Annotated in this window: 13 protein-coding genes; 6 read left to right on the top strand and 7 right to left on the bottom strand. The window is 64.6% G+C overall.

What is annotated here, in order from left to right; translation table 11 throughout:
• Positions 1-186: 186 nt before the first annotated feature.
• Entirely contained in the window at positions 187-774 is a 588-nt protein-coding gene (locus DN388_RS07815; RefSeq protein ID WP_054916180.1) for a hypothetical protein, read from the top strand.
• Between the two features lie 124 nt (positions 775-898).
• Positions 899-1,162 (top strand): DUF4404 family protein, encoded by a 264-nt coding sequence (locus DN388_RS07810; RefSeq protein ID WP_043864546.1) that lies wholly within the window; start codon positions 899-901, stop codon positions 1,160-1,162.
• A gap of 49 nt (positions 1,163-1,211) precedes the next feature.
• Here DN388_RS07810 and queF read toward each other — a convergent pair whose 3' ends face one another.
• On the bottom strand, positions 1,212-2,042 hold the full coding sequence (gene queF / locus DN388_RS07805; RefSeq protein ID WP_054916181.1) for an NADPH-dependent 7-cyano-7-deazaguanine reductase QueF: 831 nt from the start codon (positions 2,040-2,042) through the stop codon (positions 1,212-1,214).
• Between the two features lie 57 nt (positions 2,043-2,099).
• Positions 2,100-2,621 carry a plastocyanin/azurin family copper-binding protein gene (locus DN388_RS07800; RefSeq protein ID WP_043864548.1) on the bottom strand — a complete coding sequence of 174 codons (522 nt, stop codon included), beginning with the start codon at positions 2,619-2,621 and terminating at the stop codon, positions 2,100-2,102.
• Positions 2,622-2,773: 152 nt separating this feature from the next.
• On the opposite strand from DN388_RS07800, the gene DN388_RS07795 reads away from it, so the two are divergent.
• Together DN388_RS07795 and DN388_RS07790 are read left to right on the top strand one after the other, a co-directional pair.
• A complete protein-coding gene (locus DN388_RS07795; protein ID WP_043864549.1) occupies positions 2,774-3,454 on the top strand; it encodes a heavy metal response regulator transcription factor in 681 nt (226 codons plus the stop codon).
• Entirely contained in the window at positions 3,451-4,809 is a 1,359-nt protein-coding gene (locus DN388_RS07790) for a heavy metal sensor histidine kinase (protein ID WP_236176613.1), read from the top strand. The genes DN388_RS07795 and DN388_RS07790 overlap by 4 nt, the downstream gene beginning before the upstream one ends.
• 102 nt (positions 4,810-4,911) lie before the next feature.
• Here the strand turns inward: DN388_RS07790 and DN388_RS07785 are convergent, their stop codons facing one another.
• The 3 genes from DN388_RS07785 to DN388_RS07775 form a co-directional block, all read right to left on the bottom strand.
• On the bottom strand, positions 4,912-6,156 hold the full coding sequence (locus DN388_RS07785; RefSeq protein ID WP_043864660.1) for a lipoprotein-releasing ABC transporter permease subunit: 1,245 nt from the start codon (positions 6,154-6,156) through the stop codon (positions 4,912-4,914).
• Positions 6,157-6,228: 72 nt separating this feature from the next.
• On the bottom strand, positions 6,229-6,912 hold the full coding sequence (gene lolD, locus DN388_RS07780; protein ID WP_173925058.1) for a lipoprotein-releasing ABC transporter ATP-binding protein LolD: 684 nt from the start codon (positions 6,910-6,912) through the stop codon (positions 6,229-6,231).
• A 7-nt stretch (positions 6,913-6,919) separates the two neighbouring features.
• Positions 6,920-8,170, bottom strand: a complete 1,251-nt coding sequence (locus DN388_RS07775) for a lipoprotein-releasing ABC transporter permease subunit (protein ID WP_054916186.1) — start codon at positions 8,168-8,170, stop codon at positions 6,920-6,922.
• Between the two features lie 94 nt (positions 8,171-8,264).
• Here DN388_RS07775 and DN388_RS07770 point away from each other — a divergent pair, with 94 nt between their 5' ends.
• A complete protein-coding gene (locus DN388_RS07770) occupies positions 8,265-8,852 on the top strand; it encodes a PilZ domain-containing protein (RefSeq protein WP_043864553.1) in 588 nt (195 codons plus the stop codon).
• A 27-nt stretch (positions 8,853-8,879) separates the two neighbouring features.
• Positions 8,880-9,602 carry a glycerophosphodiester phosphodiesterase gene (locus DN388_RS07765; RefSeq protein ID WP_043864554.1) on the top strand — a complete coding sequence of 241 codons (723 nt, stop codon included), beginning with the start codon at positions 8,880-8,882 and terminating at the stop codon, positions 9,600-9,602.
• Between the two features lie 42 nt (positions 9,603-9,644).
• Here the strand turns inward: DN388_RS07765 and sthA are convergent, their stop codons facing one another.
• On the bottom strand, positions 9,645-11,039 hold the full coding sequence (gene sthA, locus DN388_RS07760; RefSeq protein WP_043864555.1) for a Si-specific NAD(P)(+) transhydrogenase: 1,395 nt from the start codon (positions 11,037-11,039) through the stop codon (positions 9,645-9,647).
• 187 nt (positions 11,040-11,226) lie between these two features.
• Positions 11,227-12,138 (bottom strand): FAD:protein FMN transferase, encoded by a 912-nt coding sequence (locus DN388_RS07755; RefSeq protein ID WP_254999523.1) that lies wholly within the window; start codon positions 12,136-12,138, stop codon positions 11,227-11,229.
• Positions 12,139-12,203: the final 65 nt, after the last annotated feature.

Genomic DNA, 12,203 nt, shown 5'->3' with positions numbered 1-12,203 from the left:
ATTGCACTGCGCCGGCATCAGGCCGTCGACAGCCAAAAGGAAACAAGTATAAAGCCTCTCTGGCAGATTAGGCAGCTTCCTCCAACCTGCGTCGATATTTTGTGAAAGCCGCCTGAAGGTCATCAAAGCGTCACGCCACGGTCACACCCCGACGTTAGCCTTGCTGGTTATTTCAGGGACGTTGCCATGCCCCATTCCCCCGCCTTCACCGCCGTGCTTTTCGGCCTGCGCGGCTGCCTGGTCGACTTCGGCGCACGATGCCAGGCGCCCGGCAACGCACCGGCCAGGCCTACGCCAGGCGCCCTGCCCGCCCTTCACTGGCTGCGGGAACACGGCGTGCCCTGTGCCTGGCTCGACGAACTGCCGGCTGCCCTGGGCCAGCACCTGAGCCAGGCGCTGCCCGCCTGGGTGCGCCGACCGGATACCACCGGCCACGCGCCCTGGCCCGCGCCGGATGCCTGCTGGCACGCCCTGATGCAGCTCAAGGCCGACCGGCTCGATGGCTGCGTGCTGGTCAGCGGCGAGCCGCGCCTGCTGCAGGCCGGGCTCAACGCCGGGCTGTGGACCGTGGGCCTGGCCTCGTGCGGCTCGCTGTGCGGGCTGGACGAGGCTACCTGGCAGGCACTGGAGGAACGCGAGCGCGAACTCAAGCGAGGCAAGGCTACCGTTCACCTGTTCGGGCTGGGGGTGCATTCGGTGATCGACCAGCTGGAACAACTGGCCGATTGCCTGGCCGATATCGGCCTGCGCCGCCTCAAGGGCGAAAAACCCTGATACAGGCACATTGATCAGGGTCATGCAAAGCGGCGCCGGGTGGATTAACCTGAACAGCGAGGCACGGACCTTTCGCCCGCGCGCGGGGTCCATGTCTGAGCCTATTCATAGAGGGAGAACACCCATGCCTGCCCGCGAACTTCAAGCGCAACTCGACGCCCTGCGCGAGCAACTGGAGCAAAACCCACCGCTCTCGGAACAGGAGCGTGTCGAGCTGCACGAACTGATGGCGCAGATCCAAGCGAAAATCGAACTGGAGGCCGTAACCCCGGACAACAACCTGGTCGACGGCGTCAACCTCGCCGTCGAACGTTTCGAAGTCGAGCACCCGGGCCTGACCGCCACCCTGCGCAACATCGTTCAGAGCCTGCAAAGCATGGGCATCTGAACCCTGCGGCAAAAACGAAAGCCCCGTCACACTGGACGGGGCTTTTTCGTTACTGGCGAACCAGGCGCAGGTTCTTCAGGGTGACCGGCCCGGTGCTGCGGTACGGGTTGATGTCCAGCCCGCCCCGGCGCACGTAGCGCGCATACACCGTGAGGGTTTCGGGGTTGAGCAGGCGCTTGAGGTCCAGGTAGATACGTTCCACGCATTGCTCGTGGAAGTCGGCATGCTGACGAAAGCTGATCAGGTAGGTCAGCAGGCTGGCATGGTCCAGCGCCGCGCCACGGTAATGGACAGTCACGCTGCCCCAGTCCGGCTGCCCGGTCACCGGGCAGTTGGATTTGAGCAGATGGCTGTGCAGGGTCTCTTCCACCACACGCTCGGCATCGCAGCGCAGCAGCTCCGGTTGCGGCTGCTCGTAGTTGCTGATGCTGACCTCCAGGTCATCGATGCAGGTGCCCGGCAGCGCCATCACACCCTCGCGCTGAACCTCGGCCAGGCTGCGGATACGCACCCCTACCGGCTTGCCGGCTGCCGCAGACAGGTCCTTGACCAGGCAGGCCTGCACCGCCTGCGCCGAGGCGAACTCGGTCTGGTTCAGCGAGTTCAGGTACAGCTTGAACGACTTGGACTCGATGATGGCCGGCGAATCGGCCGGGATGGCGAACTCGCCGATGGCCACCACCGGCTTGCCCGAAGGCAGCAGCCAGGACAGCTCGAAGCAGTTCCAGTAATCCACACCCGACCACGGCAACGTTTGCGCGGTGACCCCAAGCTCGGCCCATTTGGCTGCACGCGGGATGGGGAACAGCAGCGACGGCGTGTAGGTGCTGATGTATTCACTGGACTTGCCCAGTGGCGAATGTTCGGCGGCGGGATGCATGGCTCAAACCTGAAGGACGAAATTGGTCTAGTTTATCGGGTTTGCGCGCTGCATTGGTCATTTGGCGATAGTCAGCTTGCCCACCATGCCGGCCTGGTAATGCCCCGGCACGTTGCAGGCGAACTCGATCGGCGTGCTCTGGCTGAAGGTCCAGGTCAGTTCGGCGCGCTTGCCCGGCGCCACCATCACCATGTTCGGGTCGTCATGCTGCATGCCGCCGCTACCCATCGCACCATGATCATCACCGCCATGATTCATGCCGCCATGTCCCATTGCCGAATGATCCATCTGCCCCTGCATGGCGAGCATCTCCTGCTGGTGCCGGGCGTGCATGGCCGCATCCCCCAGGTTGAACTCGTGGGGCACCTGGCCGTTGTTCACCAGCACGAAACGCACCGTTTCGCCGGCCTTGACCTGCAGCGCGCGCGGCTCGAAGTACATGTCGCCCATCACGACCTCCACCGTGCGCGTGGCCTGCGCCGCCGCAGCCGGCTTGCCGAAGGCGTACTCGTGCCCGGGTGCCGCCAGCAGCGGCAGGCTCCACAGCGCCAGGGCGCTCGCGATCATCAAGCGTTTCATCGTGCATCCTCTATCATGTGCAAGCTCATGCCCCGCACTGTAGAAAACTGCCGCTGGCAACCACCTGACGAAAACATTACAACTTTGTCAGCTTTGCCCCGCGCACCCTGCCACAGGGTATAAACCCAGCCCCCAACGCTGCCGAGAAGCCCATGAAACTGTTGATCGTCGAAGACCAGCCCAAGACCGGCCTCTACCTGCGCCAGGGCCTCAACGAAGCCGGCTTCAGCACCGAACTGGCCACCGACGGCGATACCGGTCAGCACCTGGCCCTGAGCGGCGACTACGACCTGCTGATTCTCGACGTGATGCTCCCCGGGCGTGACGGCTGGCAGATTCTGCAGGCCGTGCGCGAGGCCGGCTTCGACACCCCGGTGCTGTTCCTCACGGCCCGCGATGCGGTAGAGGACCGCGTGCATGGCCTGGAACTGGGCGCCGACGACTACCTGATCAAACCCTTTGCGTTCTCCGAACTGCTGGCGCGGGTCCGCACCCTGCTGCGCCGCGGCGCCAGCCCGCCCCAGGAAACCACCCTGAACCTGGCCGACCTGCGCCTGGACCTGATTCGCCGCCGGGTGGAACGCGCCGGGGCACGCATCGACCTCACCGCCAAGGAGTTCGCCCTTCTCGAACTGCTGCTGCGCCGCCAGGGCGAGGTGCTGCCCAAATCGCTGATCGCCTCGCAGGTGTGGGACATGAACTTCGACAGCGACACCAACGTGATCGAAGTGGCGATCCGGCGCCTGCGTCTGAAGGTCGACGATGGCCACGACAACAAGCTGATCCACACCGTGCGAGGCATGGGCTACGTGCTCGAGGAGCGCCCGGCGTGATGCGCAGATTGTCCCTGGGCGCACGCCTGGCGCTGTTGTTCGCCGCCTGCACGGCGGCGGTGTCACTGGCGGCGGGGCTTCTGTTCAGCCGGGCAAGCGAGGCGCACTTCATCGAGCTCGATCAGCAGTTGCTCGACAGTCGCCTGTCGGTACTGCGCCAGGCGCTCGTTGGCGTGCACGACCGCCCGAGCCTGGCAGCGCGGCTACCGCTGCTGCGCGGCGAACTGAGCCACCAGGCCGACCTTGCACTGCGCATTCGTGGCAGCGACGGGGCGCAGTGGTTTGCCAGCCGCCCCGGCCTGCCTGACGCACCCGACATACCGGGCCTGAGCACCCTGCGCAGCGAGGGCATGGATTTTCGCAGCCTGTGCGTGGTGCTTGAAGGCGGCAGCCGGCTCACTCTGTTTCTGGATATCACCCACCACCAGCACTTTCTGCAACGCATGCAGCGCCTGATCTGGCTGACGATGGGCCTTTCGGCGCTGGCCACCGCGCTGCTCGGTGCCTGGGCCGTGCGCCGTGGCTTGCGTCCGCTGCGCCGGATGGGCGAGGTGGCAGCCGGCGTTTCGGCGCGTTCGCTGACCACACGCCTGCCCCAGGCCCAGATGCCGCCAGAGCTGGCGCAACTGGCCGGCACCATGAATGCCATGCTCGAACGTCTGGACGATGCCTTCCAGCGCCTGTCGGCCTTCTCGGCCGACATTGCCCACGAGCTGCGCACGCCGCTGTCCAACCTGCTGACCCACACCCAGGTCACCCTCACCCGCCCGCGCAGCCTGGAGGAGTATCGCGAGGCATTGCACGGCAACCTCGAGGAACTGCAATGGATGGCGCAACTGGTCAACGACATGCTGTACCTGGCCAAGGCCGACCACGGCCTGCTGATGCCCAATCGCGAGCCTCTGGCGCTGGACCAGGAGGCCGATGCCTTGATCGAGTACTACGCGCCATTGGCCGAGGATGCACAGATCAGCCTGAGCCGCGAAGGGCTGGCCGAGCTGACGGGAGACCGCAACATGCTGCGACGGGCCCTGTCCAACCTGCTGGACAACGCGCTGCGCTTTACCCCGGCACAGGGCGAGATACGGGTCGAGATTGCGCAGGGTGATGGCAGGGTTCGCCTGGTGGTTGCCAATCGCGGGGCGCCGATCGATGCAGCGCTATTGCCGCGGCTGTTCGACCGGTTCTACCGGGCCGACCCGGCACGCCGGGAAGGCAGCAGCGAACACGCGGGGCTGGGGCTGGCGATCACCCGTTCGATCGTGCAGGCGCACGGTGGGGTGATCAGTGCCGAATCGGCGCAGGGGTGGACGCGGTTCCTGATCGACTTGCCGGAACACAACGCAGCCCTGTAGGAGCCGGCGTTGCCGGCGAAGCGGACACACTGCCTGGCCATGTTCAGGCATGTCGCATGCGCCGATTCGCCGGCAACGCCGGCTCCTACAAGAGCGGTGGCATCACTCGTACCGCAAGGCGTACGCCGGCTCGACCTGCGAAGCACGCCACGCCGGATACAGGGTGGCCAGAAAGCTCATCACCAACCCCGCCGTGCAGATCAGCGCCACATCGCCCCATTGCAGTTCCGATGGCAGCGTACTGATGAAGTACACGTCCGAGGTAAAGATATGCTGCCCGCTGACCCGCTCCAGCCAGCCGACGATCTGGCTCACATTGAGCGCCGCGATCACGCCGAGCACACCACCGATCAAGGTGCCCACCACACCGATCAGGCTGCCCTGCACCATGAACGTGCCCATTATCTGCGCCGGCGTCGCGCCGATGGTACGCAGGATGGCAATGTCCGCGCCCTTGTCGTTCACCACCATGATCAGGGTGGCGATGATGTTGAACGCCGCCACCGCAATGATCATCATCAGCAACAGGCCGATCATGGTCTTTTCCATCTTCATGGCACTGAACAGGCTGCCCTGGGTGTGGGTCCAGTCATCCGCGCGGTACTGCTCGCCCAGTTCGCCCACTATCGCCCTGGACACCTGCGGCGCGGCATACAGGTCCTTGACCTTGAGCCGCACGCCCTGCACCTGGTTCGGCGCCCAGCGCTGCATGCTCGCCGCATCGGCCATGTGGATCAGGCCCATGGAGCCATCCAGCTCGGCGCCCACCTTGAACACGCCGACCACGTTGAGGCGCTGCATGCGCGGGGTGATGCCGCCGGGCGCGGTGCTCACCTCGGGCACGATCAGGGTCAGCTTGTCACCGACCCTGAGGCCAAACCGACGCGCCGTCATCTCGCCTACCACCACGCCGAACTCGCCCGGCTTGAGGTCGTCGAGTCGGCCCTGAACGATGTGGTCGGCCACGATCGAGACCTTGCCTTCCTGCGCAGGGTCGATGCCGCTGATCTGGATCGGCTGCATCGCGCCCTTGTAGGAGAGCATGCCTTCCATCTCGGTCAGCGGCGCAGCGGCCAGCACTTCGGGGTTCTTCAACGCGGCATCGGCCACCGCCTGCCAGTTGTCCAGCGGCTGGGCGCCCAGCACGGCGGCATGCGGCACCATGCCCAGGATCCGCGCACTCATTTCACGCTGGAAGCCGTTCATCACCGACAGCACCACGATCATCGCCAGCACGCCCAGGGACAGGCCGATCATCGAGGTCATCGAGATGAACGAGATGAAGTGGTTGCGGCGCTTGGCACGGGTGTAACGCGCACCGATGAAAATTGACAAGGGTCTGAACATGAACTGAAGCACCCAGGTAAAGAAAAGAGACAAGGGGCCCGCCATGCACGGCGGGCCACCTGTACTGCCAGGTCAGATCGAAACCAGACGCCCGTCTTCCAGGCGCAGCACACGGTCCATCTGCCGCGCCAGGTTGAGGTCGTGGGTCACCACCAGGAACGCAGTCTGCGAGGAGCTGCTCAGCTCCTGCATCAGGTCCTGGATGCCCTGTGCGGTGTGGTGGTCGAGGTTGCCGGTAGGCTCGTCGAGCATCACCAGCCCGGGCCGGTTGACCAGCGCCCGGGCAATCGCCACGCGCTGACGCTCGCCGCCGGACAGCTCGGATGGCTTGTGCGTCAGGCGATGGCCCAGGCCGACACGCGTGAGCAGCGCCTCGGCACGTTCGCGCGCCTCGGGGATCGGCGTGCGGCCGATCAGCAGCGGCATGCACACGTTCTCCAGCGCGGTGAACTCCGGCAGCAGGTGGTGGAACTGGTAGACGAAGCCCAGTGCGCGATTGCGCAGCAGGCCACGTGCACGCTCGCCCAGCGCCGACAGCTCTTCACCGGCCAGCCATACGCTGCCCTGGGTCGGGGTATCGAGGCCACCCAGCAGGTTGAGCAAGGTACTCTTGCCCGACCCTGAACTGCCGACGATCGCCACACGCTCACCCGGGTGCAGCTCCAGCTGCAGGCCCGACAACACTTGCACCGACTCCGGGCCTTCCTCGTAGGACTTGCCCAGGTTGCGGCAACTCAGCACTGCTTTATCACTCATGCCCAACTCACTCATAACGTAGCGCCTCCGCAGGCTGGGTGCGCGCCGCACGCCAGGCCGGATACAGGGTGGCGAGGAAACTCAGGACCAGCGCCGCACCGCAGACCATCCACACGTCTTCGGCCATGACCTGGGACGGCAGGTAGTCGATGAAGTACACGTCGGCGTTGAGGAACTTGTGCCCCATCAACCGCTCGAGGCCGGCAATCGCTGCACTCACGTTGAGCGCGGCGGCGATGCCGACCACGGCGCCGATCAGGGTGCCGACCACGCCGATCACGGTGCCCTGCACCATGAAGATGGCCATGATCTGACCCGGCGTGGAGCCCAGCGTGCGCAAGATGGCGATGTCGCCCTTCTTGTCGTTGACCACCATCACCAGGGTGGAAATGATGTTGAACGCCGCCACCGCGACAATCAGCAGCAACAGCAGGCCGATCATGGCTTTTTCCATGCGGATGGCCTGGTACAGGTTGCCGTGGCTGCGGGTCCAGTCACGGGCGTAGAACTCGTGCTCGCCCAGCTTCTGGGCGATGTTCCAGGCCTCGCGGGGTGCCTGGAACAGGTCGTCGAACTTCAGGCGCAGGCCCTGCACCTGGTCGGCCTTCCAGCGGTGCAGGCGCGACAGGTCCGACAGGTTGGTCAGGCCAAGGTAGCCGTCGATCTCGCCGGCGCCCACGTGGAAGATGCCGACCACGGTGAAGCGCTTCATGCGCGGGAACATGCCGGCCGGGGTCACGGTAACCTCGGGGGCGACGAAGGTCAGCTTGTCGCCGATGCCCACGCCCAGCTTGGCTGCGGCCTTGTCGCCGATCATGATGCCGAAGCTGCCCGGCGCCAGCGCGTCGAGCTTACCCTCGCGCACGAAGTCGTCGATGATCGACACCTTGCGCTCTTGCGCCGGGTCAATACCGTTGAGCAGCACCTTCTGTACCTTGCCGTCATGGGTCAGCAGGCCCTGCATCTGGGTGAACGGCGCCACCGCCAGCACCGCCGGGTTCTGCTTTACTGTATCGGCAAGGGCTGGCCAGTCGCTGATCGGCTGTCCGGTCTCGAGGGTGGCATGGGGCACCATGCCCAATACGCGGGTACGCATTTCATGATCGAAGCCATTCATCACCGACAGCACCACGATCATCACCACCACGCCCAGGGCGAGGCCGATCATCGAGGTCAGCGAAATGAACGAGACGAAGTGATTGCGACGTTTGGCACGGGTGTAACGCGTACCGATAAATACGAAAAGAGGTCTGAACATGTCGGGGCTTGTTCGGAGGAAAGAGGAACGTCCTTGTGGCGGGGCTTGAATAGCAGCTTTACACTCAGACCACCGCCGCTACCATGGGTTCGCCATGTCGACATTAGATGAAGAAGATCGCCGCGAATACTACCGTATCGAGGACAGGATCGCACTGGAAATTACCCCTCTGAGCGCCGCCGAGGCCTTGGGCGGCGAGTTGTTGCAAGATGCTTCACCACTCTTCAACCTGCTCAGCGAACTGCACCTGAGCGAGTTCGAGTCCCAGCACCTGCTGCGCCAGCTCAGTGACAAGGACCGCACCCTGGCAGCCTTTCTCAAGGCCCAGAACAAACGCATCGACCTGCTCAGCGCCGTGGTTGCGCAAACCCTGCTGGGGCAGATCGGCGAGGCGCGCCCGGTGACTCTCTCCGAAGGTGGCGTCGAGGTGCACCAGGCCCAGGCCATCACCGCCGGCAGCCGCGTCTCGGTGAAGATGGTGCTGATGCCCCAGGCCCTGGGCCTGCTGCTGCGGGCCAAGGTGACCCACTGCGACAAGGCCGCTGATGGCCTGTTCGACATCGGCGCCGAATTCGTCGAGATGACCGACGCCCAGCGCCAGTTGCTGGCGCGCTATATCCTGCAGAAACAGGCACTGCAACGCCGCCAGGCACTGGAACAGAACACCCCGCCTGCCTCCTGATTTTCCGTCTTGCTTGAAGGAACGAACGTGACCCTGATTTACGGCCACCGCGGCGCCAAGGGCGAAGCCCCCGAGAATACCCTGACCAGTTTCCAGCAATGCCTGAGCCACGGCGTTCGCCGTTGCGAGCTGGACCTGCACCTGTCCTCCGACAACGAGCTGATGGTCATTCATGACCCCAGCCTCAAGCGCACCACCGGCCGTGGCGGCAAGGTGGTGGAGCACAGCGCCGCCGACCTGGTGACCTACGATGCGCGCAAGGGCGGCCCGGGCTGGGTCAACCCCTGCCCGATTCCACGCCTGGAAGAGCTGTTCGAGAAATGTGATTTCGACCACTGGCAGCTGGAGGTCAAGAGTGCCTCGCGCACCCGCGCTGCCACCACGGTGCTGGCGATTCGCGAAATGGCCCAGCGCTTCGGCCTGCTGGACAAGGTCACCATCACCTCAAGCTCGCGGGAGGTGCTGGGCGCCGCCCTGGAGCTGACCCCGGACGTGTCCCGCGGGCTGGTCGCGGAATACACCTGGCTCGACCCGTTGAAGGTCGCGCAGAACTACGGTTGCGAACTGCTGGCGCTGAACTGGACGCACTGCACCCCCGAGCGCCTGGCCAAGGCCCAGCGTCAGGGGTTGCATGTGTCGGTGTGGACAGTCAACGAGCCGGCGCTGATGCTCCGACTCGCCGACTTCGGCGTAGACAGCCTGATTACAGACTTTCCCGGTTTGGCCAGCGCCACCCTCGAGAATCGCTGAAATCGGTCTCCCCGGCCGGCTCAGGCCACCGGCCGGAGCCGCTCAAAAAAGCCGGTTGAGACCGTCGTAGGCGGCAACCCGATAGGCTTCGGCCATGGTCGGGTAGTTGAAGGTGGTGTTGACGAAGTACTTCAACGTGTTCTGCTCGCCCGGCTGGCCCATGATCGCCTGACCGATGTGCACGATCTCCGAGGCCTGGTAGCCGAAGCAGTGCACGCCGAGGATCTGCAGCGTCTCGCGGTGGAACAGGATCTTGAGCATGCCTTGCGGCTCGCCGGCGATCTGCGCCCGGGCCATGCCCTTGAAGAACGCCTTGCCCACTTCGTACGGCACCTTGGCCTGGGTCAGCTCCTGCTCGTTCTTGCCGATCGAGCTGATCTCCGGAATGGTGTAGATGCCGGTCGGCACGTCGTTGACGAAGCGCCAGCTGCCATTGTCGACGATGCTGCCGGCGGCCGAGCGGCCCTGGTCGTGGGCGGCACTGGCCAGGCTTGGCCAGCCGATCACGTCACCGGCACCATAGATGTTCGGCACGCAGGTGCGGTAGGCCTCGTCCACTTCGATCTGGCCACGGCTGTTGACCTTCACGCCGATGTTTTCCAGGCCCAGGCGGTCGGTGTTGCCGGTACGCCCGTTGCACCACAGCAAGGCGTCGGCCTTGATCTTCTTGCCCGACTTCAGGTGCAGGATCACACCGTTGTCCAGGCCTTCGACGCGCTCGTACTCTTCGTTGTGGCGCACGGTGATGTTGTTGTTGCTGAAGTGATAGCTCAGGGCCTGGGAGATTTCCGAGTCCAGGAAGCTCAGCAACTGGCCGCGGTTGTCCACCAGTTCCACCAGCACACCCAGGCCGCTGAAGATCGAGGCGTACTCGCAGCCGATCACGCCGGCGCCGTACACGATCAGTTTGCGCGGGGTGTGGCCCAGGCTCAGGATGGTGTCGCTATCGTAGATGCGCGGGTGATGGAAATCGATATCGGCCGGGCGATACGGGCGCGAGCCGGTGGCGATGATGATGTGCTTGGCTACCAGCTTCTCGACCACACCGTTGGCGCAGACCACTTCGATGGTCTGCTCGTCGGCGAAGCTGCCGGTGCCGAAGAACACGTCAACGCGGTTGCGGGCGTAGTAGCCAGTGCGCGAGGCGACCTGCTTGGAGATGACCTTCTCGGCGCTTTTGAGCACGTCGGGGAAGGAGAACCAGCGCGGCTCACCGATGGCCCGGAACATCGGGTTGGTGTTGAACTGCATGATCTGGCGCACCGAGTGACGCAGGGCCTTGGACGGGATGGTGCCCAGATGGGTGCAGTTACCGCCGACCTGGCGACGGCTATCGACCATCGCTACCTTGCGTCCTGCTTTGGCGGCGTTCATTGCCGCCCCTTCTCCTGCCGGGCCGGAACCCAGCACCACTACGTCGTAGTTGTAGACAGCCATGCGTACTCCTTCAGAACAGGCCCGGACGCCAGATTGACCTCCGGGGCTACATCATGCCGCCATCGGCGCCATGCAAAAATTCGGGTGCAGTCTAATCAAGCTTGAACGCCGCGCACATTAACCCTTGGTCGCGTCGTAGGCTATTTTTCTCTGCACTACATGTAGGCCGCCTTGCTGGCGAAGCCTTTCATTTCCCCGCAATGCTGTTGAATGCTGGCGTGGCCCGGGAAACGAATCCACCCTCGACCCGATTCACGAACACTGCCGCAATCCGATGCTCGACCGCGAAGCGCCAACCCTGCTCCGGGCCCAGGATCAGCAACAGGGTCGAGTACCCGTCAGCCATCAGCGCAGTGGGCGCCAGCACCGTCACCGCCGCCAACGCATGGGCCACCGGGGTGCCCAGGCGCGCATCGAAGGTATGCGAATAACGCTGGCCATTCTCCTCGAAATAATTGCGGTAGTCACCCGACGTGGACACCCCGTACCCCTCCAGCGGCAACACCTGTTGGGCTATCTGCAGATCGTCACGCGGCAGTTCGAGTGCAATGCGCCAGGCACTGCCATCGGGCTTGCGCCCAATTGCCTTGAGCTCACCGGTAGCTTCCACCAGAAAGCTTTGGACCCCCAGGGCTTGCATCCGTGCCACGATCAGGTCGACCGCATGCCCGGCGGCGATGCTGTTGAAGTCGACCTCGACGCCAGCGTCCTTGCACAGTTGCTGGCCATCGATACGCAAGTGGGTATACCCCACCCGCTCGCGCACCTGCGCCAGCCGCCGGGCATCGGGCACCTTCTCTTCACGCGCCTGGGGCCCGAAGCCCCACAGGTCGAGCAGCGGCTCCACCGTGAGATCGAAGGCCCCGTCACTCTGGCGCGAGAGCTGCTCACCTACCCGCACAAGCTGCAGCACGTCGGCCGGCATCGCCTGGCAGCGGTTGGCGGGCAACTGGTTGAACTGCCCCACCAGTGAATCGCTGCGGTAGGTGGAGAAGCGCTGGTCGATGCCCTGCAGGATCGCCTCGACCTCCTGCTGCACCTGCCCAGGCGTCGGGCCGCCGGCCTTGCGCACGTACTGCACGGTGTAGCTGCTGCCCATGGTCGGGCCACTGATGCGCTCGATCGAATCCCTGTGCTCGCAACCGGCCAGCAATGCCACCAAGG

The sequence above is a fragment of the Pseudomonas sp. S12(2018) genome (genome assembly GCF_024355235.1).
In the GTDB taxonomy this organism is placed as follows: domain Bacteria; phylum Pseudomonadota; class Gammaproteobacteria; order Pseudomonadales; family Pseudomonadaceae; genus Aquipseudomonas; species Aquipseudomonas palmensis.
The sequence above is the reverse complement of the archived record's forward strand: the minus strand, read 5'-3'. Positions and strand labels throughout refer to the sequence as shown.